General features: G+C 72.8%; 24 protein-coding genes. 16 read left to right on the top strand and 8 right to left on the bottom strand.

Annotated features, from left to right (window positions below; genetic code table 11):
* Nucleotides 1–7: 7 nt before the first annotated feature.
* Nucleotides 8–469: a GNAT family N-acetyltransferase gene (locus RAN62_RS02670; RefSeq protein ID WP_305782801.1), complete on the bottom strand. Its 462-nt coding sequence runs from the start codon at nucleotides 467–469 to the stop codon at nucleotides 8–10.
* 56 nt (nucleotides 470–525) lie between these two features.
* Here RAN62_RS02670 and RAN62_RS02665 point away from each other — a divergent pair, with 56 nt between their 5' ends.
* The 6 genes from RAN62_RS02665 (at nucleotide 526) to RAN62_RS02640 (ending at nucleotide 6,812) form a co-directional block, all read left to right on the top strand.
* Nucleotides 526–1,740, top strand: coding sequence for a winged helix-turn-helix domain-containing protein (locus RAN62_RS02665; RefSeq protein WP_305782800.1), 1,215 nt, complete (start codon nucleotides 526–528; stop codon nucleotides 1,738–1,740).
* Nucleotides 1,741–1,777: 37 nt separating this feature from the next.
* A complete protein-coding gene (locus RAN62_RS02660; RefSeq protein ID WP_305782799.1) occupies nucleotides 1,778–2,260 on the top strand; it encodes a DUF2752 domain-containing protein in 483 nt (160 codons plus the stop codon).
* 41 nt (nucleotides 2,261–2,301) lie between these two features.
* A complete protein-coding gene (dapA, locus tag RAN62_RS02655; RefSeq protein WP_305782798.1) occupies nucleotides 2,302–3,198 on the top strand; it encodes a 4-hydroxy-tetrahydrodipicolinate synthase in 897 nt (298 codons plus the stop codon).
* A gap of 16 nt (nucleotides 3,199–3,214) precedes the next feature.
* Nucleotides 3,215–4,903 (top strand): ribonuclease J, encoded by a 1,689-nt coding sequence (locus tag RAN62_RS02650; RefSeq protein ID WP_305782797.1) that lies wholly within the window; start codon nucleotides 3,215–3,217, stop codon nucleotides 4,901–4,903.
* Nucleotides 4,904–4,991: 88 nt separating this feature from the next.
* Nucleotides 4,992–6,311 carry a S1 family peptidase gene (locus RAN62_RS02645; protein WP_305782796.1) on the top strand — a complete coding sequence of 440 codons (1,320 nt, stop codon included), beginning with the start codon at nucleotides 4,992–4,994 and terminating at the stop codon, nucleotides 6,309–6,311.
* A 132-nt stretch (nucleotides 6,312–6,443) separates the two neighbouring features.
* On the top strand, nucleotides 6,444–6,812 hold the full coding sequence (locus RAN62_RS02640) for a DUF2784 domain-containing protein (RefSeq protein ID WP_305782795.1): 369 nt from the start codon (nucleotides 6,444–6,446) through the stop codon (nucleotides 6,810–6,812).
* Here RAN62_RS02640 and RAN62_RS02635 read toward each other — a convergent pair.
* Nucleotides 6,796–7,221 (bottom strand): type III secretion system chaperone family protein, encoded by a 426-nt coding sequence (locus RAN62_RS02635; protein WP_305782794.1) that lies wholly within the window; start codon nucleotides 7,219–7,221, stop codon nucleotides 6,796–6,798. The two genes, RAN62_RS02640 and RAN62_RS02635, sit on opposite strands and share 17 nt — an antisense overlap.
* A 76-nt stretch (nucleotides 7,222–7,297) precedes the next feature.
* On the opposite strand from RAN62_RS02635, the gene RAN62_RS02630 reads away from it, so the two are divergent.
* The 7 genes from RAN62_RS02630 (at nucleotide 7,298) to pspM (ending at nucleotide 15,364) form a co-directional block, all read left to right on the top strand.
* Nucleotides 7,298–9,835 carry an FtsK/SpoIIIE family DNA translocase gene (locus RAN62_RS02630; protein ID WP_305782793.1) on the top strand — a complete coding sequence of 846 codons (2,538 nt, stop codon included), beginning with the start codon at nucleotides 7,298–7,300 and terminating at the stop codon, nucleotides 9,833–9,835.
* A gap of 26 nt (nucleotides 9,836–9,861) precedes the next feature.
* Nucleotides 9,862–11,340, top strand: a complete 1,479-nt coding sequence (gene rimO / locus RAN62_RS02625; protein WP_305782792.1) for a 30S ribosomal protein S12 methylthiotransferase RimO — start codon at nucleotides 9,862–9,864, stop codon at nucleotides 11,338–11,340.
* Nucleotides 11,337–11,924 carry a CDP-diacylglycerol--glycerol-3-phosphate 3-phosphatidyltransferase gene (gene pgsA, locus RAN62_RS02620; protein ID WP_305782791.1) on the top strand — a complete coding sequence of 196 codons (588 nt, stop codon included), beginning with the start codon at nucleotides 11,337–11,339 and terminating at the stop codon, nucleotides 11,922–11,924. Before rimO ends, pgsA begins: the two co-directional genes overlap by 4 nt.
* A 28-nt stretch (nucleotides 11,925–11,952) precedes the next feature.
* A complete protein-coding gene (locus RAN62_RS02615; RefSeq protein WP_305782790.1) occupies nucleotides 11,953–12,447 on the top strand; it encodes a CinA family protein in 495 nt (164 codons plus the stop codon).
* Nucleotides 12,448–12,626: 179 nt separating this feature from the next.
* Entirely contained in the window at nucleotides 12,627–13,094 is a 468-nt protein-coding gene (locus RAN62_RS02610) for a helix-turn-helix domain-containing protein (protein WP_305782789.1), read from the top strand.
* A 618-nt stretch (nucleotides 13,095–13,712) separates the two neighbouring features.
* Nucleotides 13,713–14,570, top strand: a complete 858-nt coding sequence (locus RAN62_RS02605; RefSeq protein ID WP_305782788.1) for a PspA/IM30 family protein — start codon at nucleotides 13,713–13,715, stop codon at nucleotides 14,568–14,570.
* 29 nt (nucleotides 14,571–14,599) lie between these two features.
* Nucleotides 14,600–15,364, top strand: a complete 765-nt coding sequence (gene pspM, locus RAN62_RS02600; protein WP_305782787.1) for a phage shock envelope stress response protein PspM — start codon at nucleotides 14,600–14,602, stop codon at nucleotides 15,362–15,364.
* Between the two features lie 179 nt (nucleotides 15,365–15,543).
* On the opposite strand, the gene RAN62_RS02595 is transcribed toward pspM, so the two are convergent.
* A complete protein-coding gene (locus RAN62_RS02595) occupies nucleotides 15,544–16,353 on the bottom strand; it encodes an SDR family oxidoreductase (RefSeq protein WP_305782786.1) in 810 nt (269 codons plus the stop codon).
* 88 nt (nucleotides 16,354–16,441) lie between these two features.
* Between RAN62_RS02595 and RAN62_RS02590 the strand changes: the two genes are divergently transcribed.
* Complete coding sequence (locus RAN62_RS02590) at nucleotides 16,442–17,317, top strand: AraC family transcriptional regulator (protein WP_305782785.1); 876 nt, start codon at nucleotides 16,442–16,444, stop codon at nucleotides 17,315–17,317.
* Here the strand turns inward: RAN62_RS02590 and RAN62_RS02585 are convergent.
* The 3 genes from RAN62_RS02585 to RAN62_RS02575 are packed head-to-tail and all read right to left on the bottom strand — an operon-like array spanning nucleotide 17,285 to nucleotide 19,376.
* The gene (locus RAN62_RS02585) at nucleotides 17,285–17,722 is read right to left on the bottom strand and encodes a winged helix DNA-binding protein (protein ID WP_305782784.1); all 438 of its coding nucleotides are present in this window, start codon (nucleotides 17,720–17,722) and stop codon (nucleotides 17,285–17,287) included. The two genes, RAN62_RS02590 and RAN62_RS02585, sit on opposite strands and share 33 nt — an antisense overlap.
* 17 nt (nucleotides 17,723–17,739) lie before the next feature.
* Nucleotides 17,740–18,561, bottom strand: a complete 822-nt coding sequence (locus RAN62_RS02580; RefSeq protein ID WP_305782783.1) for a DNA-formamidopyrimidine glycosylase family protein — start codon at nucleotides 18,559–18,561, stop codon at nucleotides 17,740–17,742.
* A 29-nt stretch (nucleotides 18,562–18,590) separates the two neighbouring features.
* On the bottom strand, nucleotides 18,591–19,376 hold the full coding sequence (locus RAN62_RS02575; protein ID WP_305782782.1) for an SAM hydrolase/SAM-dependent halogenase family protein: 786 nt from the start codon (nucleotides 19,374–19,376) through the stop codon (nucleotides 18,591–18,593).
* Nucleotides 19,377–19,425: 49 nt separating this feature from the next.
* On the opposite strand from RAN62_RS02575, the gene RAN62_RS02570 reads away from it, so the two are divergent.
* Together RAN62_RS02570 and RAN62_RS02565 are read left to right on the top strand one after the other, a co-directional pair.
* Nucleotides 19,426–20,352: an LLM class F420-dependent oxidoreductase gene (locus tag RAN62_RS02570; protein ID WP_305782781.1), complete on the top strand. Its 927-nt coding sequence runs from the start codon at nucleotides 19,426–19,428 to the stop codon at nucleotides 20,350–20,352.
* Nucleotides 20,353–20,442: 90 nt separating this feature from the next.
* Nucleotides 20,443–20,964, top strand: a complete 522-nt coding sequence (locus RAN62_RS02565) for a GNAT family N-acetyltransferase (RefSeq protein WP_305782780.1) — start codon at nucleotides 20,443–20,445, stop codon at nucleotides 20,962–20,964.
* On the opposite strand, the gene RAN62_RS02560 is transcribed toward RAN62_RS02565, so the two are convergent.
* Together RAN62_RS02560 and RAN62_RS02555 are read right to left on the bottom strand one after the other, a co-directional pair.
* A complete protein-coding gene (locus tag RAN62_RS02560) occupies nucleotides 20,936–21,325 on the bottom strand; it encodes a hypothetical protein (protein WP_305782779.1) in 390 nt (129 codons plus the stop codon). The two genes, RAN62_RS02565 and RAN62_RS02560, sit on opposite strands and share 29 nt — an antisense overlap.
* A gap of 120 nt (nucleotides 21,326–21,445) precedes the next feature.
* Entirely contained in the window at nucleotides 21,446–26,029 is a 4,584-nt protein-coding gene (locus RAN62_RS02555) for an ATP-dependent helicase (RefSeq protein WP_438874453.1), read from the bottom strand.
* Nucleotides 26,030–26,050: the final 21 nt, after the last annotated feature.

Here is a 26,050-nt window from a genome sequence, read left to right as displayed (position 1 = left end):
CGGCAGCCTACAGAGGCTTGACGTAACGCAGCTCACGCAGTCGGACCGCCGTGCCGTGCGGCGTCCAGAAGTCACTCTCGCCGTCGTGGGTCATGCCCTGGCGCTCGTAGAAGCGGCGCGCCCGCACGTTGTCCTCCAGCACCCAGAGTCGCATGGTGCAGGTCATTTCCCGGGCGACGGCGTCGAAGAGCGCCTTGCCCGTCCCCTTGCCCCACTCCGACTCGTCCACATAGAGGGAGAGCAGCTCGCCGTCGTCCTTGTACGAGGAGTTGCCCACGATGACGCCGTCCCGCAGGGCGAGCAGAGTCGGATAAAGATGCTCCCGACGGCGGGCGGCCATCTGCACGGGGTCCATGGCGGCCAGGTAGTCGTCGGGGACGATGCCGGCGTAAGCCACTTGCCACGTGCGGGCGTGCATCTCACAGGTGGCTTCGATCTCGTCGTCGGCCATGGGGCGAATCTCGAACATGGCCGCCATCCTGCCCGGCCGGAAAATGTCGTACCACTGATATAACGTCCGGCTCGATGGGCGTACCCGAGAACCTCAGTGTCGCGCAGGCTCGCCGGATCGTGCTGGCCGCGCAGGGCTTCACCGACCCCGCTCCCGGCGGGGCCACCGATCTGCGCCATCTGCGCCGGGTGCTGCGGCGGCTGCACCTGATCCAGATGGACTCGGTCAATGTGCTCCAGCGGGCCCACTTCATGCCGCTCTACAGCCGGCTCGGGCCCTATCCGGCCGGGCTGCTCGATCGCGCCGCCTATCGGCACCCGCGGGAGCTCTTCGAGTTCTGGGGGCACGAGGCGTCGCTGATCCGCGTCGATCTGCAGCCGCTGTTCCGCTGGCGGATGGCCCGGGCCCGCGACTATGCCTGGGGCGGCATGGTGCGGATCGCCCGGGAGCAGCCCGAGCTGATCGAGCGGGTGCTCGGCGAGGTGCGCGACCGGGGGCCGATCACGGCCGCGGAGATCGAGCACGACGTGCCCCGGAGCAAGGACAACTGGGGCTGGAACTGGTCGGCGGTCAAGCAGGCGCTCGAGTGGCTCTTCTTCACGGGTGAGATCAGCGCGTCGGAGCGTACGACCTCGTTCGCTCGTCGTTACGACCTCACGTCGCGGGTGCTGCCGGCCGCGATCATGAACGCGCCGACGCCGTCGCCCCAGGACTCGTTCCGGGCGCTGGTCGAGCTGTCGGCGCGGGCGCTGGGGGTGGCCGCCGAGGCGGAGCTGCGGGACTATTTCCGGCTGCCGGTCGACGGGTTCAAGCAGGCCGTGCGGGAGCTCGTCGAGGACAAGGTGCTGCTTCCGGTGACGGTCCGGGGCTGGAAGCCGCCGGTCTATCTGCACCACGAGGCGAGACTGCCGCGCCGGGTCAACGCGTCCGCGCTGATCAGCCCGTTCGACCCGCTGGTGTGGGAGCGGGGGCGGACCGAGCGGCTGTTCGGCATGAACTACCGCATCGAGATCTACGTGCCGGCGGCCCAGCGGCTGTACGGCTACTACGTCCTTCCGTTCCTGCAGGGCGACGCGCTGACGGCCCGGCTCGACCTCAAAGCCGATCGCAAGGCGGGCGTGCTCCGCATCCCGGCGGCGTGGCTGGAGCCCGAGGGCGACGAGGACGGGACGGCGGGGGCGCTGGCGGTCGAGTTGCAGCGGCTGGCGGGCTGGCTGGGGCTCGACGCGATCGAGGCGCCCGAGCGGGGCGACCTGGCGCCCGCGCTCACCGCGGCCCTCAAATCGTGATCTTCGCCGGTGGGAGCGCCGGTGTAGCCTCGCAGTCATGACCGCGGGTTACCAGCCCTATTTCGAGCCGCAGGGCGACCGGTTCAGCCGTTTCCTGCAGCGCAAGTGGCACGAGTCCCCGGTCTGGCTGGCCCCGGCCGCCGCCCTGGTCTGCATGGCCGGCGCGGTCGGCTACACCTATGCCACCCACCCCGCCGACGCCGAGCCCGGTGCGGCCCCCTCGTGCCTGCTGAAATACGTCACCGGCTTCATCTGCCCGGGCTGCGGCGGCACCCGCGCCGCGTGGTACCTGCTGCACGGCGACCTCCCGGCGGCCGCCCGCCATCACGCGCTGTTCGTGTTCGCGGTGCCCTTCCTGCTCTGGATGTACGTCGCCTGGGCCGGCCGCCGCGTCTTCGGCTGGAACCTGCCCCAGCTGACCCTCTCGCCCCGGGTGCTCGGCACGTTCATCGCGGTGTGGGGCGTCTGGAGCGTGCTCCGCAATCTCCCGTGGGCGCCGTTCACCTACCTCTACGTCTGAGCCCGGGAGCGTCCCCGCGCCTCGTCCGATAAGTTGTCCTCATGACGCACGACCCCGTACGGCCCTTCGGGCGCTTGGTGACCGCCATGGTGACCCCCTTCACCGCGGACGGCTCCCTCGACCTCGACGCGGCCGGCTCGCTGGCGGAATGGCTCGTCGACGAGCAGGGCCACGACGCGCTCGTGATCAGTGGCACCGGCGGGGAGTCGCCCACGACCAGTGACGCCGAGAAGGAGGCGCTGCTGCGGGTCGTGGGGGAGGCCGTCGGCGACCGGGCCCGGATCCTGGCCGGCGTGGGCACCAACAACACCGCGCACACCGTGGAGCTGGCGCGCACCGCCGAGAAGGCCGGGGCGCACGGGCTGCTGGTCGTCACGCCCTACTACAACAAGCCCCCGCAGGCGGGGCTGGTGAGCCACTTCACCACCGTGGCCGACGCGACCGGGCTGCCCGTGCTGCTTTATGACATTCCGCATCGTTCCGGCGTGCCGATCCAGACCGAGACTCTCGTACGCCTGGCCGAGCACCCGAACATCGTGGGCGTGAAGGACGCGAAGGGCGACATCGCCGCCACCTCGGACGTGCTGCGGCGCACCGATCTCGCGTACTACTCGGGCGAGGACTCCGCCACGCTGCCGCTCCTGTCGATCGGGGCGGTCGGTGTCGTGGGCACCTCGACGCACTTCGCGGGCCCGCAGACCAAGGAGATGATCCTGGCGTACGAGCGCGGCGACGTCGCCGGGGCGCTCGCGCTGCACCGGCAGCTGCTGCCGCTCTACACCGGGATCTTCCGCACGCAGGGCACGATCCTCGTCAAGGCGGGCCTGCGCGCCCTGGGCCGCCCGGCCGGTCCCGTGCGGCCGCCGCTGGTCGACGCCACCGACGCGGAGCTGGACCAACTGCGCCGGGACGCCTCGGCGGCCGGCGTGGACCTCTGACAACGGAAAGAAACACATGAGCCAAGCGCACGTCGAGCTGAGCCCGCCCCCGCCACTGCCCGAGGGCGCCCTGCGCGTCATACCGCTCGGCGGTCTCGGCGCCATCGGCCGCAACATGACCGTCTACGAGTACGACGGCAAGCTGCTGGTCGTCGACTGCGGCGTGCTGTTCCCCGACGTGGAGCAGCCCGGCGTCGACCTCATCCTGCCCGACTTCGCGCCCATCCTGGACCGGCTGGACCAGGTGCAGGCGATCGTGCTCACCCACGGGCACGAGGACCACATCGGCGCGGTGCCCTATCTGCTCGCCCACAAGCCGGACATCCCGCTGGTGGGCTCGGAGTTCACGCTCGCGCTGGTGGAGGCCAAGCTGGCCGAGCGCCGGCTCGACCCCTACACCCTGACGGTACGCGAGGGGCAGGTCGAGCGGCTCGGACCGTTCGAGTGCGAGTTCTTCGCCGTGAACCACTCGATCCCGGACGCGCTCGCGGTGGCCGTGCGTACGCCGGCGGGGCTGGTCCTGCACACGGGTGACTTCAAGATGGACCAGGTGCCGCTGGACGGGCGGATCACCGACCTGGCCGGCTTCGCGCGGCTCGGGGCGGAGGGCGTCGACCTGCTGCTCTCCGACTCGACGAACGCGGAGATCCCCGGGTTCGTCTCGCCGGAGCGTGACATCGGCCCGGTGCTCAACGCGATCTTCGGCAAGGCCCGCGGGCGCATCATCGTGGCCAGCTTCGCGTCGCACGTCCACCGGGTGCAGCAGGTCTTCGACGCCGCGTACGAGTACGACCGCAAGGTGGCCCTCATCGGCCGCTCGATGGTCCGCAACATGGGCATCGCGCGCGACCTGGGCCTGCTCAACGTGCCGGACGGCATCCTGGTCAGCCTGGACGAGGCCACGCACCTGCCGGGCGACGAAGTCGTCTTCATGTCGACCGGGTCGCAGGGCGAGCCGATGAGCGCGCTCGGCCGCATGTCCACCGGTGACCACCGCCACATCACCATCGAGTCCGGCGACACGGTCGTGCTGGCCAGCTCGCTGGTGCCGGGCAACGAGACCAGCGTCTACCGAGTGATCAACCAGCTGGCCCGGGCCGGCGCCACGGTGGTCCACAAGGAGACGGCGAAGGTGCACGTGTCGGGTCACGCGCCCGCCGGCGAGCTGCTCTACCTGCTCAACGTGGTGCGTCCGAGCAACCTGATGCCCGTACACGGGGAATGGCGGCACCTGCGCGCCCACGCCCAGCTGGGCATCGATTCCGGGGTCGCGCCGGACCGGGTCGTGCTCTGCGAGGACGGCGACGTGGTGGACCTGGTCGAGGGGCACGCGCGGCACGTGGGCCGGGTCAAGAACCGCTATGTGTACGTGGACGGCCTCGCCGTGGGTGACGTCAGCGAGTCGCTGCTGACCGAGCGGCGCATCCTCGGCGACGGCGGGTTCATCTCGGCGACCGTGGTGATCGACTCGGTCACCGGCAAGGTCGTCGGGGAGCCGTCGGTCATGGCGAAGGGCTTCTCCGAGGACCCCGAGGCCTTCAATCCGGTGATTCCGCTTCTCACCGCCGCGCTGCACCGCTCGGCCGAGGAAGGCATCACCGACACGCACCAGTTGCAGCAGGTCGTGCGGCGTACGGTGGGTCGCTGGGTCAACGACGCGTACCGTCGCCGGCCGATGATCGTACCGACCGTCGTCGAGGTCTGACCGCGTTCTTTGAACTCTTCGCCGCTCCCCCTCGTATCGATGGGCACGGCACCGCCCCCACGGTGCCGCGATGCGAGGGGAGTAGCGAATGCAGCGCAGAACGGTCGTCGCGATCGCGGCGACGGTGACGGCAGCGGGCGCGGCGGTGGCCTTCACCCTGCCGTCCATGGCGGGCACCAACGACTCGGCCGGCGGCGCCTCGCCGCAGGCGACGGGCGCGGTGGCCCCGCAGCTGCTGGACGCGATGAAGCGGGACCTGGGTCTCGACGCGAGCGACGCCACCGCCCGCATCAAGCGCTCGGCGTGGGCCAGCGGGGTGTCGGCCCAGCTGCGCAGCCAGACCGGTGACGCGTACGGCGGCTCCTGGCTGGCCAAGGACGGCACCACGCTGAACATCGCGATCACCGACCCCGGGCTCGCCGACGTCGTCAAGGCCACGGGCGCGGTGCCCAAGGTGGTCGCGCGCAGCGTCGCCCAGCTCGACCAGGCCAAGAAGGCCCTCGACGCGACCGCGGTGAAGTCCGACCAGGACCTCCCCGGCTGGTACGTCGACGTGGCCGCCAACAAGGTCGTCATCCAGGCCCTCAAGAACGACGACGACCACGCCTGGGAGCTGGCCGAGGACGCCGGGCTGCCGAAGTCGGCCGTGGACGTGGTGACCGTCACGTCGGCGCCCCGCACCCTCGCCGCCGACGTGATCGGCGCCCAGCCCTACTTCGTCGACCTCGGCGGCGGCCAGCAGGCCCGCTGCTCGATCGGCTTCGCGGTCGAGGGCGGCTTCGCCACCGCCGGCCACTGCGGCGCCGAGGGCACCCCGACCATCGACTTCGAGGGCGACGCCCAGGGCGAGGTCGCCGCGTCGGTCTTCCCGGGCAACGCCGACATGGGCTTCGTCCGCACCGAGGCCGACGTCCCGCTGCAGCCCTTCGTCGACGACTTCGACGGCAACGCCCTCCCCGTGGCGGGCAGCACCGAGGCCCCGGTCGGCGCGGCGGTCTGCCGCTCCGGCTCCACCACCGGCACCCGCTGCGGCACGATCCTCGCCAAGAACCAGACGGTCAACTACCCGGAGGGCGCGGTCACCGGCCTCACCCGTACGGACGTCTGCGCCGAGGGCGGCGACTCCGGCGGCCCGTGGCTCTCGGGCGACCAGGCCCAGGGCGTCACGTCCGGCGGCTCGGGCGACTGCACGGTCGGCGGCGAAACCTTCTTCCAGCCGATCACCGAGATCCTCGAGACCAACAACCTGACGCTGCTCACCACGACCGCGGGCGGCACGGGCGGCGGCGCTGCCCCGGCCCCGACCGCCACGGCGACCACCGAGCCGCCCGTCGAGGCCACCGAGCCCCCGGCCGACAACAGCAACCAGGGCGGCCACCACCGCCGCGGCCACCGCCACCACGACTGACCCCACCCGGCCGGCCCTGGCCGGCCCGCGACGTGCTGCCCGCGCGAGTCATCCTCCGGCTCACGCGGGCAGCGCTGCATCTGAGTACGGCAACTCAGCCCGCCCCCGCCCCGGCTGGCTACCGTGGGACGCGTGTTCTACGAAGCCGTGATCTGGTTCGCCGTCGGGGCGCACTTCGCTTTTCTGGTGTTCGGCGTCTTCGGCGGGTTTCTCGCCTGGCGCTGGCCGAGGATCCTGTGGGTGCAGATCGTCGCCGCGGCGTGGCTGCTGGTCATTGTGGTTTTCGGGCTCTACTGCCCGCTCACCTGGCTCGAGGACCGCGGCCGCGAGAAGCTGGGGAGGCCGGCGCTCGAGGGCGGCTTCCTCGACAATCATGTGGCGGGCGTCTTCTACCCCCACGGGTACGAGTGGGTGGCCCAGATCGTCGTCGCGGTGCTGATCATCGTGTCGTGGGCCGGGTTCGCGCTGCGGCGGCGGCGCAAGGTCACGGCTGCTGCTTGAGCTCCTGGACGGCCTCGGCCAGCTCGATGCCCGTGGCGATGCCGCAGACCATCACCTGGTCGAGCTGCTCGGGCGTGACGCCGTGCTCGAAGTCGGCGCCGACCTCGCCGATGACGCGGACGATGCCGTCGTCGCCGGTGTGGACGTAGGCCTTGGGCCAGAGCCGGTCGTGGTTCCACGCGTTGCAGAAAGCGTAGAGCCGGGGCACGTCGTCGGTGGTGAAGCCGGCGTGGGTGAGGACTCTCACCTGGAAGATCTCCTCCTCGCGGCCCAGCCGGAAGAAGTAGATCAGGCACCCCTGCCAGTTGCCGCCGATGTCACCGTCCTCGTCGACGAAGTGCGCGAACTCGCGCGCCTTGAGGGCGTCGACGATCATGTCGTGGCTCAGCGGCTGCAGCACGGCGGACATGCCACTGATCGTAGTCATTCCGAAAAGCCGGTGCGGCGCGCGTCCCCACCGGCGCGTCCCGGTTACGGTATGGGGCATGGCCAGCCGTACTCCTCCGGCGAGCCGGGGCCGTACCGGCGCGTCGAAGGGCGGCGCCGCGACGACGCGTGCCCGTCAGGCCGCGCCGCGCAAGGCCGCCGCTCCCCGTAAGACCACGACCGCCCCGCGCGCCCGTGCCAAGAGCGCCACCCGGGCCCGGCCCACCGTCGGCGCCACGGTGGGCCGCGGCGCCGGTTTCCTGTGGATGAGCGTCGCCGGCAGCGTGGGCTGGCTGGCCCGCGGTGTCGGCACGAGCGCCCGGGAGATGGATCCCGAGCACCGGCGCGACGGGGCCGGGCTGTTCATGCTCGGCCTGTCGATCCTCATCGGCGTCGCGGTGTGGGCCGGCTCCGCCGGACCGGTCGGGACCTGGCTGGCCGATGCCCTGCACCTGTTCTTCGGCGGCCTGGCTGCTCTGCTCCCGCTCCTTTTCCTGTACGGCGCCATCCGGCTGATGCGCAAGCCGGCCGACCCGGAGCACCGGGGCCGGACCGTGGTGGGCTGGGCGGCGCTGCTGATCGCCACGGCGGCGCTGCTGCACGTGGCCCAGCAGCCGACCAACGACATCGGGCTGGACAGTGCCGGGGGACTGCTCGGCTACGGCGTCGGCGCGCTGCTGATCCGCGCGGTGACCGCCTGGGTGGCCGTACCCCTGCTGGTCCTGCTCTTCGTCTTCGGTCTCCTGGTCATCACCGCCACGCCGATCAACAAGATCCCGGAGCGTGTCCTGCTCCTGGGCGACGTGCTGCTGGGCCGGTCGACGACCCGCGCGCCGCTGCCCGGGGCCGACCCGGCGCTGCCCGACCTGGACGCACCGCTCGACGCGCCGCCGAAGACCCGCCGTCCCGCTCGTCGCCGGCAGGCCGCCCTGGTCGACGACGCCGACGAGGCCGACGGCTCGCTGGCCGACATCGGACTGGCGCCCGAGCCCGCCGAGAGCGAGATCCTGCACGACACGTTGTCGCTGAGCCCGGCCAAGCTGCCCAAGGCCCGCAAGGTCGCGCCGCCGCCCGAGCACTCGCCGGCGCCGGTCGCGGCCGAGCAGCTGGAGATCAAGCCGGTGCCCGGGGAGTACCGCCCGGCGCCCGCGGCGATGCTCGGCCAGGGCACCGCCCCGAAGTCGCGCAGCCGCGCCAACGACGAGATCATGGCCGCGCTGACCGGCGTGTTCGAGCAGTTCAACGTCGACGCGCAGGTCACCGGGTTCACCCGGGGCCCGACGGTCACGCGGTACGAGGTCGAGGTCGGGCCCGGCGTCAAGGTCGAGCGGATCACGCAGCTGTCGCGCAACATCGCGTACGCGGTCAAGTCGCCCGACGTCCGCATCCTCTCGCCGATCCCGGGCAAGAGCGCGGTCGGCGTCGAGATCCCGAACACCGACCCGGAAAATGTCTCCCTCGGCGACGTCCTGCGGTCGCGGGCGGCGCAGGCGGATCACCACCCGATGCTCGTGGCGCTGGGCAAGGACATCGAGGGCGGGTTCGTCGTCGCCAACCTGGCCAAGATGCCGCACATTCTCATCGCGGGCGCCACCGGAGCCGGCAAGTCCAGCTGCCTCAACTCGCTGCTGGTCTCGCTGCTGACCCGGGCCACCCCGGACGAGGTGCGGCTGCTGCTGGTCGACCCGAAGCGGGTGGAGATGACCGCGTACGAGGGAATTCCGCACCTCGTCACGCCGATCGTCACCAATCCGAAGAAGGCGGCCGACGCGCTCGAGTGGGTCGTGCGCGAGATGGACATGCGCTATGACGACCTCGCGGCCAACGGGGTCCGGCACATCGACGACTTCAACCGCAAGGTGCGTACGGGCGAGATCGTCGCGCCGCCCGGCAGCGAGCGCGTGATGAAGCCGTACCCCTATCTGCTCGTGATCGTCGACGAGCTGGCCGACCTCATGATGGTCGCCCCGCGCGACGTCGAGGACTCGGTGGTGCGCATCACGCAGCTCGCCCGCGCGGCCGGCATCCACCTGGTCCTGGCCACCCAGCGGCCGTCGGTCGACGTCGTGACCGGTCTGATCAAGGCCAACGTGCCGTCCCGGCTGGCCTTCGCGACCAGCTCGCTGGCCGACTCGCGGGTCATCCTCGACCAGCCCGGCGCCGAGAAGCTGCTCGGCCGGGGCGACGGGCTCTTCCTGCCGATGGGCGCCTCCAAGCCGACCCGCATCCAGGGCGCCTGGGTCGACGAGGCGGAGATCGCCAACGTCGTCAAGTTCTGCAAGGACCAGCGCGAGGCCGAGTTCACGCCCGGCGTCACCGAGGCGCCGGCCGGCAAGAAGAAGGAGATCGACGAGGAGATCGGCGACGACCTCGATGTGCTGCTCCAGGCGATCGAGCTGGTCGTGACCTCGCAGTTCGGCTCGACGTCGATGCTGCAGCGCAAGCTGCGGGTCGGCTTCGCCAAGGCCGGGCGGCTCATGGACCTCATGGAGACCCGGGGCATCGTCGGCCCCTCCGAGGGGTCCAAGGCCCGCGAGGTGTTGATCAAGCCGGACGAGCTGGAGGAGACGCTCGCCACCCTCCGACTCGACGACTGAGCGATGCATGCCGGTAACCTTGTCGGGTGTCCGTGACTCCTTCCCCCCGCCGTGTCGCCCTGCTCACCCTCGGTTGCGCCCGTAACGAGGTCGATTCCGAGGAGCTGGCGGCCCGCCTCGACGCGGGCGGCTGGCAGGTCAGCACGGATGCCGAGGGCGCCGACGTGGTGGTCGTCAACACCTGCGGCTTCGTCGAGAAGGCGAAGCAGGACTCCATCGAGACCCTGCTCGCCGCGGCCGACACCGGCGCCAAGGTGATCGCGGCCGGCTGCATGGCCGAGCGCTACGGTCAGGAGCTGGCCGAGAGCCTGCCCGAGGCCGAGGCGGTGCTGGGCTTCGACGACTACACCGACATCGCCGCCCGCCTCGACGGGGTGATGGCCGGCGAGAAGTTCGTCTCGCACACCCCGCGCGACCGCCGCGAGCTGCTCCCGCTGACCCCGGTCAAGCGTCAGGCGGCCAAGGTGGTCGTGCCCGGTCACGCCACGGTCGACGAGCACACCCCGGCCCACCTGCGCAAGGTGCTGCGCCGCCGGCTGGACACCGGCCCGGTCGCCAGCCTGAAGCTCGCGAGCGGCTGCGACCGGCGGTGCTCGTTCTGCGCCATTCCGTCGTTCCGGGGCGCCTTCGTCTCCCGCGACCCGCAGGAGCTGCTGGCCGAGGCTGAGTGGCTGGCGACGACCGGCGTGCGCGAGCTGGTGCTGGTCAGTGAGAACAGCACGTCGTACGGGAAGGATCTGGGCGACCCCCGCGCGCTGGAGAAGCTTCTCCCGCAGCTCGCCGCGGTCAGCGGCATCGTCCGGGTGCGCGCGAGCTATCTCCAGCCGGCCGAGACGCGGCCCGGGCTGGTGGAGGTCATCGCGACCACGCCGGGCGTCGCGCCCTACTTCGACCTGTCGTTCCAGCACTCCAGCGAGCCCGTCCTGCGCCGGATGCGCCGCTTCGGCTCCACCGAGCGCTTCCTGGAGCTGCTCGCCTCGGCCCGCGCCCTGGCGCCCGCGGCCGGCGCGCGCAGCAACTTCATCGTGGGCTTCCCCGGCGAGACCGAGGAGGAGTTCGAGGAGCTCGTCCGCTTCCTGTCGGAGGCGCGGCTCGACGCGATCGGCCTCTTCGACTACAGCGACGAGGACGGCACCGAGGCCGCGGGCATGGACCGCAAGGTGGACGAGGACACCCTCAAGCGGCGGTACGCCGAGATCAGCGACCTGGCCGACGAGCTGGTCGCCCAGCGGGCCGAGGAGCGGCTGGGCGCGCTGGTCGAGGTGATGGTCGACACGGTCGAGGGCGCCGAGGTCGAGGGCCGGGCCGAGCACCAGGCGCCCGAGGTCGACGGCTCGACGACGCTGGTGGCCGGGGACGCCGGGGTCGACCTGGCGGCGCTGCGCCCCGGCGACTTCGTGCGGGCCCGGGTCACGGCCACCGAGGGCGTCGACCTCGTGGCCGTGCCGGTGGAGATGATCTCGGCCGCCCCCGTGGTCCGCACCGCCGCCGCGGCGACGTCGTGACCGACGAGCCGGTGCCGGTCGCCGCGCCGCGCGAGGCCCCGCTGCACAACCCGGCGAACCTCCTCACGGCCGTCCGCATCGTGCTCGTGCCCGTCTTCGTGCTGTTCGTCGTCTTCTCGGAGATGACGCACCCCGCGTGGCGGATCGCCGCCTGTCTCGTGTTCCTCGTCGCCTCCGCCACCGACTTCGCCGACGGCTGGATCGCCCGGCGCTACTCGCTGGTGACCTCGGTCGGCAAGGTGGCGGACCCGATCGCGGACAAGGCGCTGACCGGCAGCGCGCTGGTGCTGCTCTCGCTCTACGGCGAGCTGTCCTGGTGGATCACCGGCCTGATCCTCGTCCGCGAGTGGGGCGTCACGCTGCTGCGCTTCTGGGTGATCCGCTACGGCATCATCCCCGCGAGCCGCGGCGGCAAGCTCAAGACCGCCCTGCAGATCGCCGCGATCGCGTGGTTCCTGTGGCCGATGCCCTCGCCGCTCGACGTGATCGGCCCCATCCTGATGCTTGGGGCGCTGCTCATCACCGTGATCACCGGCATCGACTACGTGCTCCAGGCGCTACGGCTGCGCCGATCGCAGGGTTGATCGCCGCGAGGGCGGTTATTCGATCTCCGTGACCGAGGGAAAGATCGTGAACGAGGACGTGGCCGCCGCCGCGGCGGTGCACCTGCTGGTCGAGCGCCGGGAGACCGTGGCGACGGCCGAGTCGCTGACCGGGGGGCTGCTCGCGACCACCTTCGTGGAGATCCCGGGGGTGAGCGCGGTGTTCCGGGGCGGGCTCGTCGTCTACGCCACCGACCTCAAGCACACGCTGGCCGGCGTGCCGGAGGAGCTGCTCGACGAACGCGGGCCGGTGGACCGGGACGTGGCCCGGGCGCTCGCCCAGGGGGTGCGCGAGCGCTGCGACGCCGACTGGGGGCTCGCCACCACCGGGGTCGCCGGGCCCGAGCCGCAGGACGGCAAACCCGTGGGGATGGTCTTCGTGGCAGTGGCGGGCGCCACTTCCACGACGGTCAAGGAGCTTTCGCTGAGCGGCTCCCGGGCGGAGATCCGGCACGCGACGATGCTCGAGGTGCTCGACCTATTTGCCTCTGAGCTGCGTAAATAAAGATCGGGAACAGGTTCGCGGCGTTTCGTGTTCGTGCCGTGCAGTGATCATCGTCGGCGGCCGCCCGGGCCGCGCCGCCCGAGAATTCGGCGGGGCGGGATGTCGGCGTGGCTCGCATTGGGTACGGTTGCGGGAAGCCTCCGGCGGTTGCCGGTGGCCCCGCCGCAGGAGGAGGTGCCATGGTCCTGCTACGCCGGGTTATCGGTGACGCACTTCGGGCGCGCCGGCAGGGACAGCACCGCACGCTGCGTGAGGTGTCGACCGCCGCCAACGTCAGCCTGGGATATCTCTCCGAGATCGAACGTGGCCAGAAGGAAGCATCCAGCGAGCTGCTCGCGGCCATCTGCGAGGCGCTGGGCGCCCGGCTCTCGGAGCTGCTCGGCGAGGTGAGCAGCACGCTCCAGCTCGCCGAGGGCATGGAGGGTGTGCTCGTGCCGGTGGAGCCGTCGCCGGTTCCCGCCCAGGAGGCCAAGCAGTCCTCGGGTGCGATGCGCGCCGCCGCGTCCGCTCCCGCCGGGGAGACCGCTCCGGTGCGCCAGGTCGCGACCGACGGCAAGGTGTCCGTGTCCGTCCACCAGGAGACCCCGCTCAAGGCCACGCTGCGCGCGACGCGCAAGCGCGATCGGGGCGTCGTCTACGCGGCCTGATCATCGTCGTTCCGTCCGGCCGGTCCGGGGCTTTGCCGCCCCGGGGCGGCCGTTCGCGTTCAAGCGGTGCGCTCGGCGTTCGCCGCGTGGCGCTTCCCGCGTGGCGTGGCGCTTCCCGCGTGGCGTGGCGCTTCCCGCGTGGCGTGGCGCTTCCCGCGTGGCGTGCCGCTTCCCGCGTGGCGTGCCGCTTCCCGCGTGGCGTGCCGCTTCCCGCGTGGCGTGCCGCTTCCCGCGCGCCGCTTCCCGCGAGGCGTGGCGTGGCGCGTGCGTCGGGCGGGCCTTTTGCGCTGCGTCGCTGTTCGTGCCCTTTCTGCTGCATCGACGCTTGCGTTTTTCGCGGTGCGCCGCCGCTCGTGCCTTTTGCGCCGTCGCGGCGCATTTGACCGCTGGGCCCCGGCGGATCGATCGCCGGGCCGGGCCGGGCGGGCGTCGCAGATACCGGCTCGCGCGCGTAACCTCGACGGTGGGGGATCGCTCCGGGTGACCCTGAGTTCCCCCCGAGGTCACGTGACGGCGGTGGCGGAGAGCTGACACGATGGAGCCCGCGCCATCGTGAAGACCCCTCGGGCCGCGTCGGTGGCGCAAGTCGAGCAGCGACATTGAGGGGATACCGCGGATATGGCGAACCCGTTCGTCAAGGGCTGGCGTTACATGATGGCGCTCTTCGGCGCGAAGATCGACGAGTACGCCGATCCCAAGGTGCAGATCCAGCAGGCCATCGAGGACGCCCAGCGGCAGCACCAGGCGCTCGTGCAGCAGGCCGCCGCCGTGATCGGCAACCAGCGTCAGCTGGAGATGAAGCTGTCGCGGCAGATGGGCGAGGTCGAGAAGCTGCAGGGCATGGCGCGGCAGGCGCTGGTCCTGGCCGACCGGGCGCGCGAGGGCGGTGACGAGTCCGAGGCCCAGAAATACGAGTCGACGGCCCAGACCCTCGCCACCCAGCTCGTCTCGGGCGAGCAGGCCATGGAGGACCTCAAGACGCTGCACGACCAGGCGCTCAGCGCGGCCGGTCAGGCGCGCAAGGCGGTCGAGAACAACGCGATGGTGCTCCAGCAGCGCATCGCCGAGCGTTCGCGCCTGCTGAGCCAGCTCGAGCAGGCGAAGATGCAGGAGACCGTCGCCAAGTCGCTCGAGTCGATGTCCTCGCTCGCCGCGCCGGGCAACACGCCGTCGCTCGATGAGGTGCGCGACAAGATCGAGACGCGCTACGCGAACGCCATGGGCCGCGCGGAGCTCGCCGCCAACTCGGTCGAGGGCCGCATGCTCGAGGTGCAGAAGTCGAGCCTCGACCTGGCCGGCTCGTCCCGCCTCGAGCAGATCCGGGCCAGCATGGCCGGCGACAAGCTCGGCGCGTCCCCGGCCCAGCCCGCCGTCGAGCAGGCCGCGCCGGCCGCCGACCCGGCCAGCGTCGCCCGGCTCGACGAGATCCGGGCCAGCATGAACAACAAGCGCGGCGACACCACCGCCGCGGGCTGAGGCCGGCAACGCTGAGGGGGAGGGGCACGGTGGACGAGCGGACCCGGTACTTCCGGCAGCTCAAGCGTCTGCGTGGGGCGGCCCGCCGATGGAGCGTCATCGGCGGCGGCCTGACCGCGGCGACCGCGGTGCTCACCCCCTATGCGGGGATCGGCATAGCCGACGCCGCCTGGGCCGCCGGCGCGGGCACGTCCGTGATGCTGGCCTGGTGGCGCTGGCGCGACCACCGGGAGCTGGCCGCCATCGAGCCGCCTCCACCCCCACCCGCGCTGCAACCGGGCGACCGGCTGCTCGCCGCCGTCGAGCGCTTCCCGGCCGGCCGCCAGGTCGTCCAGGAGGTGCGCCGCCAGCGCAACCGCCACGCCGTCCGCGGCTCGGCCGTCGCGCAGGCCTGGGACCGGCTCGACCGCGCCTCCACCACCATGGTCGGCCTGGCCGGCCGGCTCACCGGGCCGGGCGAGGCCGCCGTCCTCGAGGCTGCCACCGCCGAGCAGTGGCTCCGCGACCTCGGCCAGCGCGTCGCCGCCGTCGAGCGGGCCCTGCCCCTGACGCCGCCCGACCAGCGGGCCGGGCTGCAGGAGTCGCACGAGAGCCTGGCCGCGCAGTTCACCGAGGGCGTGACCGCCTTCGAGAACCTGGTCGCCTCGGCCGCGTCCTACGTCGCCGAGGACGGGCATCCGGTCGCCGCGGCGCAGCACCCGGCGCTCACCAGCTTGATCGACGCGACCGACCGGCTGCGCGGGATCGCCGAGGGCCTGTCCGAGCTGCGCCGCCCGCAGACCCCGGCCGCCTGAGCGAAGACCGCCTGCGAACCCGGCCGCCGGAGGGAGATCGCCCGCAGACCCCGGCCGGGCGAGCGAAGACCGCCCGCGAACCCGGCCGCCGGAGCGGAGATCGCCCGCAGACCCCGGCCGGGCGAGCGAAGACCGCCCGCAAACCCCGGCCGCCTGAGCAAAACCGCGCGAAGACCGGCTCACGCCAGGCCGAACTGGGCCTTGATGCCGGGGAGGAAGTCGGCGTCGCGGGCCGCTTCCCGGGCCGCGATCATCTGCTCGCCGTCCGGGCCGGCGGCATAGCGGAGCTGATCGGAGCCGTCCGTGACCGCCCGGAAGACGACCTCCGCGATCGCCGAAGGCTCCGAGCCGTCCGCGACCAGCGGGCCCAGCGCGCCGAGCACATTGTGCACGAGCGGCTGGTACTCGGGGATCGCCGGCTCGTTGCTGAAGTCGAGCGACCGCCCGCCGAAGTCCGTCTTGATCCCGCCCGGCTCGACGATCTTCACCCGGATGCCGATCGCCCCGAGCTCGTAGGCCAGGGACTCCGACAAGCCCTCGACCGCGAATTTCGTACCGTGATAGAGCGTGCCCAGCGGGAAGGCCAGCCGCCCGCCGATCGAGGAGACGTTGACGACGACGCCGCTGCCGTTCGCGCGGAAGTGCGGCAGGACCGCCTGGATCGTCGCCAGCGGGCCGAGCACGTTCACGCCGAACTGCCGCTCGACCGTTTCCCAGGAGGTCGACTCCAGCGGCCCGTACGCGCCGTAGCCCGCGTTGTTGACGATCGCGTCGATCCGTCCGAAGCGCGCGATCCCCGCCTCGACCGCCGCGTGGATCGACGGGATGTCCTGCACGTCGAGCCGCGTGACCAGCACGTTGGGCGCGTCGAAGAGCGGCGCGGGCGTCCGCATGGTGGCGACGACGTTCCAGCCCCGGTCGGCGAAGAGCTGGGCGGTGGCCCGGCCGAGGCCGCTGGAGGTTCCGGTGATGAGCACTGTCTGAGTCATAAACAAATCCTCGATCCCGGGCGGGACAGACCCTAGATCGTTCCGTGCAGGCTCTTGCCCGATCCGCTCAATGAGCCATACTCGGCCCGTGGACGCCCTGACCGAGCTGCGTGACCTGATTCCCCGGCTGGCCGGGAGCGCCCCGCGCGGCAGCTGGCTGCCCGGCTCCCTGGTGTCGGCCGTCACCACCGAGACCCAGCCCTACTGCTCCAATTTCGAGCCGCTCTTCGCCCTCGTCGTCGCCGGGGAGAAGCGCCTGTCCCTGGCGGGCAACGAGTTCCGCTACGGCGCCGGCGAGTACCTCATCTTCTCGATGGAGCTGGCCGTCTCCGCCCAGGTGACCCGGGCCGACCCGTTCCTGGCGGCCGGGGTGCGGCTGCGCCCCGAGCTCGTCGCCGAGCTGCTGCTCGAGGCGCCGGAGCCGGACCCGCGCGCCCCGGCGGGCCCCGGCGCCGGGGTCGCCGGGGCCGACGAGGAGCTGCTGGACGCCGTACGCCGGCTGTTGCGTCTGGTCGAACGGCCGCGCGACTTCGCCGTCCTGGCCGCGAGCCTCGAGCGGGAGATCCACTGGCGGCTGCTCACCGGTCCGCTGGGCGGGCTGGTGCGGCAGGTCGGGCGGGCGGACGACCGGTACGTGCTGGTGCGCCGGGCCGCGCGGTGGATGGAGGAGCACTTCGACCGGGCCATCCGCGTCGACGACCTGGCCCGGCACGCGGGCGTCAGCGTCGCCACGCTGAACCGGCACTTCCGGGAGGTCACCACGATGAGCCCGGTGCAGTACCAGAAGCAGCTGCGCCTGCAACGGGCCCGGATCCGGCTGGCGGCCGCGCCCGGGGACGTCGCCGCGATCGGGCACGAGGTCGGTTACGAGAGCCCGTCGCAGTTCAGCCGCGAGTACCGCCGGCTCTTCGGCTTCTCCCCGAGCCAGACGTCAGCCGGACGTGTTCCGGATCATGCGCTGTAGCACCCGTACGGTGGTCTCGTAGTCCGCGTCGTCGATGCCCTCGTGGATCGCCGCCCGGATCTCCGGCGCGTGACTGCGCATGTCGAGCCGCGCCCGCTCGCCCGCGTCGGTGATCGTCAGCCGCCCCACCCCGTCGACCGCCAGCCATCCGCGCTCGACCAGCACCTCCGCCTCGGCCCCGAGATCGTCCTCCCGGCGCAGATAGGTGCTCATCGCCCGGGTCAGCTCGGCGACCGTCATGCCTCGCCCGTCCGGTGAGATGTCGTGCGGCGAGAGGTTTCGCAGCAGCCAGAACTGCGGCTGGGTGCAGCCGAGCTCCGCCTGCCGCGCCCGGATGAAGGCGATCACCGATTCGTACGCGAGCCCGGTCCAGTACGCGACGGGCTCGGCCGCCAGAGAAGTCATGCGCCGACCGTAGGAACTCAACTCCGGTTGAGGTCAAGCCGCGACTCCGCAGCTGGCTGCTCCGGCTGGCAGTGCGGGCACCAGTACGTGACCCGGTCGTCGAGCTCCGCCTTCTGGATCGCGGCACCGCAGCGGCGGCACGGCTGGGCGCGCCGCCCGTACACATAGCTGGTCTGGCCGCGCCGCAGGGAGCCGGTGGTGGTCTGCGTCCAGCGCCCGCGGTTGGAGGCCACCAGCTTCTGGGCGAGCTTGACCGTGCCCGCGAGGTTCTTGACGTCGCGGACCGGGGTCCAGGGCCAGAGGCCGCGCAGAAACAGCGTCTCGGCCTTGTAGAGGTTGCCGACGCCGGCCAGGTTGCGCTGGTCGAGGAGGGCCTCGGCGATCGTCCGGCCGGGGTCGGCCTCGATCCGGCGTACGGCCTCGTCGGCGTCCCAGTCCGCGCCCAGCAGGTCGGGGCCGAGATGCCCGACCAGCGTGTCCTCCTGGGCCGTGGGCAGCAGCGCCACCTCGTGGATGTGATAGCCGACCGCCACCGACCGCGCCGTGCGCAGCACCACCCGGATCAGGTGCGCGGGACGGGTGAAACGCTCACCCGGACGGTACGCCCGCCACGCCCCCTCCATCCGCAGGTGCGAGTGCAGCGTGAGCGGCTCCTCGCCGTCCTTCGTCAGGCGCAGCAGGAGGTGCTTGCCGCGGCTGGCCGACTCGGCCACGGTCCAGCCCGTCAGGTCGGTCGTCGCGAGCTTGGGCACGCGGAAGTCGGAACCGGTCAGCACGTCGCCGGTCAGCGACTTCTCGAGCACGCGGGCCGTGTTCCAGACGGTGTCACCTTCGGGCATGGCTCACCTGTTCCCCCGGCGGACGGCGGCTAACGCTCCGCAATGCGGACGACGTCACCCGGCGTCACGGAGAGGACCACCACGGCCCGGCCGCCGTTGACCGCGACGGCGACGCGACCGGCGGAGTCCTCGTAGACGATCAGCTCGCCCGGCCCGACGTCGCCGAACGTCTGGCCGCGGCGGGCCTTGACCCCGCCCACCACCAGCTCCGGGCCGAGCCCGCTGAGCATCGCGCCGCCCGCGGCCAGCTGCACGTTGCCGAACCGGTCCACGGTCACCACCTCGGCCTCGACCCAGCCGTCGCCGACCGCCACGACCGGGTCGGGCAGCCGGACCACGGACTTCGGGTCGACCGCCCGGCCGGCCTCGGTCAGCGGCGCCCCGAGCGCGAGCCGCGCGGCGACCGGCGAGAAGATGTCGCGCCCGTGGAAGGTGCGCGAGACGTCGCCGAGGAACCAGTCGGTGTTGGTGAGCTCGACCACCTCGTCGAGCCCGCCCAGCGCCTCGGCGGCCCAGACGAGCAGGCCGTTGTCGGGACCCACGAGCAGGCTGCCGGGCGTACGGACGGCGATGCCCCGGCGCTCGGTGCCGACGCCCGGGTCGACGACCGCGACGTGCACCGAGGGCGGCAGGTGCGGGGCGGTCTGGGCCAGCACGGCGGCGCCCCGGGCGACGTCGGCCGGCGGGACGTGATGCGTGACGTCGATGACCCGCAGCTCCGGCGCCAGGCGGGCGATCACGCCGTGGCAGGCCGCCACGAACCCGTCGAAGGTGCCGTAGTCCGTGGTGAGGCTGATCCATCCATACGCGCCCATGAGCCCTACGGTACTGCCCGCGCTCCGGCCGTCTGGCAGAGTTGATCTTATGCGTCTCGTCATCTTCACCGAGCCCCAGCAGGGCGCCACCTACGACACCCTGCGGCGGCTGGCCGTGGCCGCGGAGGACGCCGGCTACGACGGCTTCTTCCGCTCCGACCACTACCTGACCATGGGTGGCGACGGGCTGCCCGGACCCACCGACGCGTGGGTCACGCTCGCCGGCCTCGCCCTGCAGACCTCCCGCATCCGCCTCGGCACGCTGGTCACCTCGGCGACCTTCCGCCACCCGGGCCCGCTCGCGATCAGCGTCGCGCAGGTCGACGAGATGAGCGGCGGCCGCGTCGAGTTCGGCCTCGGCGGCGGCTGGTTCGAGGCCGAGCACACCGCCTACGGCATCCCCTTCCCGTCCGTCGGCGAGCGCTTCGACCGGCTCGAGGAGCAGCTCGAGATCATCACGAACCTGTGGACCACGCCGGAGGGCGACACCTACAGCTACGAAGGCAAGCACTACCAGGTCGTCGACTCGCCCGGCCTGCCCAAGCCGGTGCAGAACCCGCGCCCGCCGGTCATCGTCGGCGGCCACGGCAAGAAGCGCACCCCCGCGCTGGCCGCCCGCTACGCGCAGGAGTTCAACACCCCGTTCGCCAAGATCGAAGACCTCCCTGCCCTGTACGGCCGGGTCCGCGCGGCCTGCGCCGAAGCCGGCCGGGACCAGCTGCCCGTCTTCTCGGCCGCCGCCGTCCTCTGTGTCGGCAAGGACGACGCCGAGGTCGCCCGCCGCGCCGCCGCGATCGGCCGTGAAGTGGAGGAGATGCGCGAGAACGGCGGCATCGTCGGCACGCCGTCCGAGGTCGTCGACACGCTGGGCCGCTACGCCGGAGTCGGCGCCGAGCGCGTCTACCTGCAGACGCTCGACCTCGCCGACCTCGACCACATCGAGCTCGTCGCCTCCGCGGTCATGCCGCAGCTGTGACTCCTCCCGGGGGAAGGGTAGCAGCGCCCTTCCCCGTTCGGGTGCTTTCCTTCCGGGACGGTTCCTGTTCCGGGACGTAAAGTCGGACCCGTGCGGATTGTCACTGATCGTCTGACCCTGCGCCGCCCGGCCGACTCGGACCTCGATGCCGTGTACGCGATCCACCACGATCCCCGCGCCTGCCACCACAACCCCTCCGACCTGCTCGACCGCCGGGCCGACGCCGAGCACCTGCTGCGCCGCTGGGACGAGCACTGGCAGCGGCACGGCTTCGGCTACTGGACGGTGATGCGCCACGACCCGGCCGGCCCGATCGGCTTCTGCGGCCTGAAGATCGTCCGCTTCCGCGGCCGCGAGGTTCTCAACCTCTTCTACCGCCTCGACCCCGCCGCCTGGGGCGCCGGCTACGCCACCGAAGCCGCCACCGCCGTCGTCGCCTGGGCCGGTGACCACCTCCCGGACTGGCCGGTCCTGGCCCGCGTCCGCCCCGCCAACCTCGCCTCCCAGCGCGTGGCGCAGCGCGCGGGCCTGACCCGCGACCCCGCCCAGGACGAGCCGGGCGAGGACGGCCCCGACTGGATGTTCACCCTCCGCTGGGACCGTCACCCCTGACCTCGCGCCGAGACGGGCCGGCCTCAGGCCGCGGCGCCGGCCCGCCGTCCCGGTCGCGCAGCATCTGCTCCCACGCCGCCAGCTCGGCCTTCTCCACGCCACTGACCCAGCGCAGGGCGGTCAGCCCGATCCCGCTGACCGACGCGAAGATCAACGCCCCGCCGAGCGCCTCGGCCGCCTTGTGCCACCGGTCCTCACCGCCGACGCTCAATCCCAGGAACCACAGCGCAACGAACACCCCGGCCACAGCGGCGATCAGATGCGCGATGCGATGCCGGAACCGAGCGTGCCGGAGGCCTGCGACGGCGGAATGCTCCTCAACGCTCCGGCCGCCGCCGGCGGTGTGCTGCTCGATGCCCATGACGTCCTCCCCGGGTCGGCGCGTCGCCCCTTCCCGCAGCCTGCGCGCGAAGCCGCGGTGAGCCCATCCGGCAACTCCCTGAAGCGTGCCGGGGGCGGGGGTGAAAGCGCTCCCACCGGCTCACCCTCGCAGGCGCAACCCCCGCGGCGTCGCGCGGAAGCCGGCTGCCGACAGCGCGTCCCGCAGCGGCGACGCCAGCACCGACTCGCCGTCGGCCCGTTCGACGGACATCGCGCCCAATGCGCCCGAGCGGACCGACCCCGCCAGCGCCTGCCCGGCCGCGACCAGCGCCTCGGTGTCGTCCGTGTAGGACAGCAGCGTCTTGCCGCCGCGCTCGACATAGAGGATGAGGTCTCCGCCGACCAGGACGACCAGGGCTCCCGCCTTGCGGCCGGCGCGGTGACCGGTGGCGGGGGCGGTCTCGCCCGTGCCGTTGTCCACCACACGGTCCGGCCAGGGGAGGGCCGCGCCATACGGGTTGGCGGGGTCGGTCGAGGCGAGGACCACGGCGGTCGTGCCCGTACGTTTCGCCAGCTCGGCCGGCTCGGACAGCGCCCGCAGCCGGTCGACCGCCCCGGGCACCGCGAACTGCGCCGCGCCCAGCCCCTCGACGAAGTAGCCGCGCCGGGCCGCCCCGCGCTCCTCCAGCGCGCTGAGCACCGGGTAGACCGCCGCGAACCCGCCCGTGACGCCCTCGGCCAGCACGGCGCCGCGGGTCACGACGCCGTGCCGCTCCAGCAGGAGGTCGGCGGTCGCGGCGGCGCGGCGGGTCGGGTCGAGGTCGCGGTCGGGCAGCCGGGACCAGCGGCCGACCATCTGGGGCGGACCCGAGCGGGCGGGCATGACGGGCCGGCCGGGCCTGCGATAACGGGTGCGGGCCGGGGCCGCCTTCGCCTTGTGGGCGCCGCTGCCGCCGAGCAGGGCCCGCAGCGGCGCGATCGTGTCGTTGGTGAGGTGGCCGGCCCACACGAGGTCCCAGACCACGGCGGCCAGGGCACTGTCGTCGGTGGAGTGCACACGGTCGGAGAGGCTGCGGAAGAAGAGCGCCTGCCCGTCGCCGAGCGTGTCGAGCACGGCCTGGTGCAGGGGCGTCAGGGCCAGCTCCTCGTCGGGCGCCGGGAGCAACAGCGGCGCAGTGTCCGCATAGGCCAGCGTGACCCAGCCGTCGCCGCCGGAGATGCTGCCCGAGCCCGCCCACAGCACCTCGCCGCCGGCGCACAGCTCGTCGAGCTGCGGCGGGGCGTAGTCGGCGACCCGGGCGGGCAGGATGAGGCGCTCCCACGCGGATGCCGGGGCGGCCACCCCCTGCAGCTGCTCCAGGGAGGCGGCGAGCGCGTCGACGCCGCGGGCGTTGCCGCCGATCTGGTGCCACCGGGGCAGGAAGGCGGCCAGCACACGCGGCGCCACCGGCTCGATCTCGCGGCGCAGGGCGGCCAGCGACCGGCGGCGCAGGAGCCGGAGGACCTCGGCGTCGCACCACTCGCTGCCGGCGCCGCCGGGGGAGAACTCGCCCGACACCACGCGGCCGGTGGCGCTCAGCCGCTTGAGGGCCTGCTCCACCACGAACACGCCCAGCCCGAACCGCGCTGCGCAGGTCGCCGCCGCGAACGGCCCGTGCGTGCGGGCATAGCGCGCCACCAGATCGCCGAGGGGGTCGGCCACCGGTTCCAGGTACGCCTCCGGCACCCCCACCGGCAACGCCACGCCCAGCGCGTCGCGGTAGCGCCCGGCGTCCTCGACCCCGATCCAGCGCTCCTCGCCGGCGACGCGGATCAGCAGCGCGCGCCGCGACGCGGACAGCTCCTCCATCCAGGACAGGTCGACCGAGCGCGCGGTCAGGTCGGCGGGCGACAAGTCGCCGAGGAGGCGCAGCAGCTCGGCCGCGTCCTCGGCGTCGCGGGGCGCCCGCTGCGTGGTGAGCCACTGGAGCTGACTCTCGCTCTCGGTGACGACCGCCGGGTCGAGCAGCTCGCGGAGGTCGACGCGGCCCAGCAGCTCGCCGAGCAGGGTCGAGTCGAGGGCCAGGGCGGCGGCGCGGCGCTCGGCCAGCGGCGCGTCGCCCTCGTAGAGGAACGCCCCGACATAGCCGAACAGCAGCGACCGGGCGAACGGCGACGGGCGCGGGGTCTCGGCCTCGACCAGGCGGACCTTGCGGCCGGCGATCTCGCGCATGAGCCCGACCAGCCCCGGCACGTCGAAGACGTCCTGCAGGCACTCGCGGGCGGCCTCGAGCGTGACCGGGAAGTCGGCGAACTCGCGGGCCACGTCGAGCAGCTGCGCCGAGCGCTGGCGCTGCTGCCACAGGGGCTGGCGGCGCTTGGGGTCGCGGCGGGGCAGCAACAGCGACCGGGCCGCGCACTCGCGGAACCGGGAGGCGAACAGCGCCGAGGTGCCCACCGACTCCTCGACGATCTGGGCGATCTCCTCGGGGTCGAACGCCACGAGGTCGGCGCCGGGCGGCTCCTCGGCGGTGTCCGGCAGGCGCACCACGATGCCGTCGTCCGAGGGCATGACCTGGCCGTCCACGCCGTAGCGCTCGCCGAGTCGCCGGCCGATGGCCAGGGCCCAGGGTGCGTTGACCTTGGCGCCGAGCACGCAGTGCACGGTCATGCGCCAGTCGCCCAGCTCGTCGCGGAACCGCTCGACCACGATCGTCCGGTCGTCGGGGAGGTTGCGGGTCGCCTCGCGCTGCTCCCGCACGTACGCCACGAGGTTGTTGGCGGCCCACTCGTCCAAGCCGGACTCGCGCAGCGACCCCACGGCGGCGTCGTCGCCGGCCCGCACCAGCCCCCGCAGCCGGGCGCCGATCGCGCGGCCCAGCTCGACCGGGCGGCCGAGGGCGTCACCCTTCCAGAACGGCATCCGCGCGGGCGCCCCGGGCGCGGGCGACACCAGCACCCGGTCGGGCGTGATGTCCTCGATGCGCCAGGAGGTCGAGCCGAGCAGGAAGACGTCGCCGACCCGGGACTCGTAGACCATCTCCTCGTCGAGCTCGCCGACGCGCGACGCCTTCTCCGAGCCGGCCAGGAACACGCCGAACATGCCGCGGTCGGGGATCGTGCCGCCGCTGGTGACGGCGAGTCGCTGCGCGCCGGGGCGGCCGGTCAGCACGTCGCTCGTGCGGTCCCAGACGAGGCGCGGGCGCAGCTCGGCGAAGGCGGTCGACGGGTAGCGCCCCGACAGCATGTCCAGCACGGCGTGCAGGGCGGAGTCGGGCAGCTCGGCATAGGGCGCGGCCCGGCGCACCAGGCCGGCCAGCTCGTTGACCTGCCACTCGTCGAGGGAGACCATGGCCACGACCTGCTGGGCCAGCACGTCGAGCGGGTTGCGGGGATAGCGCAGCTCCTCGATCGCGCCCTCGCCCATCCGCTCGGCGACGACCGCGCAGGAGACCAGGTCGCCGCGGTGCTTCGGGAAGACCACGCCGCGCGACACGGCCCCGACCTGGTGGCCGGCCCGGCCGATGCGCTGGAGCCCGGCCGACACCGACGGGGGCGCCTCGATCTGCACGACCAGGTCGACCGACCCCATGTCGATGCCCAGCTCGAGGCTGGAGGTGGCGACCACGGCCGGCAGCTGCCCGCTCTTGAGCGCCTCCTCGATCTGCTTCCGCTCCTCGCGCGACACGCTGCCGTGGTGCGCCCGCGCGACGACCGGCGGCGCCCCGCCCGCCTCGCCCGACTGCGCCATGACCTGAGCCGGCGGCCGTTTCGCCGGGATCGCGCCGGGCCCGCCGGCGGCCGCGGCCCCGGGAACCGCGCCGGAGGCTGCCTCGGCCCGCTCCAGCGCCAGCTCGTTGAGCCGCGCGCACAACCGCTCGGCCCCGCGGCGCGAGTTGGTGAACACGATCGTCGACCGATGGTCCTGGATGAGGTCGAGCACCCGCTCCTCGACCGCGGGCCAGATCGACGGCGAGTGCCGCCCCGCCCCGGGGTCGTCCGCGTCAAGCTCGGGCTGCTCGTCGAGCCGGGTCATGTCCTCGACCGGGACGGTCACCTCGACCTCGATGGTCTTGGCCGACTTGGGCTGCACGATCTCGACATCCTGCGCGCCGCCGAGGAACCGGGCCGTGTCCTCGATCGGGCGCACGGTCGCGGACAGGCCCACCCGCTGCGCCGGCTTGGCCAGCAGCTGGTCGAGCCGCTCGAGCGAGAGCGCCAGGTGCGCCCCGCGCTTGGTGGCGGCGACGGCGTGCACCTCGTCGATGATCACCGTCTCGACGCCGCGCAGGGACTCGCGGGCGGCCGAGGTGAGGATGAGGAAGAGCGACTCCGGCGTCGTGATCAGGATGTCGGGCGGCGTGCGGGTGAAGGCCCGCCGCTCGTCGGCCGGGGTGTCGCCGGTGCGCATGCCCACGGTGATGTCGGGCGGCGGCACGCCGAGCCGGCCCGACGCCTGCCGGATGCCGGTCAGGGGGGCCCGCAGGTTGCGCTCGACGTCGACGGCCAGCGCCTTGAGCGGGCTCACATAGAGCACGCGGCACCGGTGTTTCGGCTCCTCCGGCGCGGGCTCGTGGGCCAGCCGGTCGAGCGACCAGAGGAAGGCGGCCAGCGTCTTGCCGGAGCCGGTGGGCGCGACCACGAGGGCGTTGCGCCCCGCCCCGATGGCCTGCCACGCGCCGGCCTGGGCGGCGGTGGGCGCGGCGAAGGCGGCGCGGAACCACTCGCGGGTGGCCACACCGAACTGCTCCAGCACGTCCTGCATGACACCCATGGTGCCCCCGGG

It is taken from the genome of Symbioplanes lichenis (assembly GCF_030709675.1).
GTDB lineage: Bacteria > Actinomycetota > Actinomycetes > Mycobacteriales > Micromonosporaceae > Actinoplanes > Actinoplanes lichenis.
Note: the sequence above shows the minus strand (reverse complement) of the source record. Positions and strands in the feature narration are given on the sequence as shown.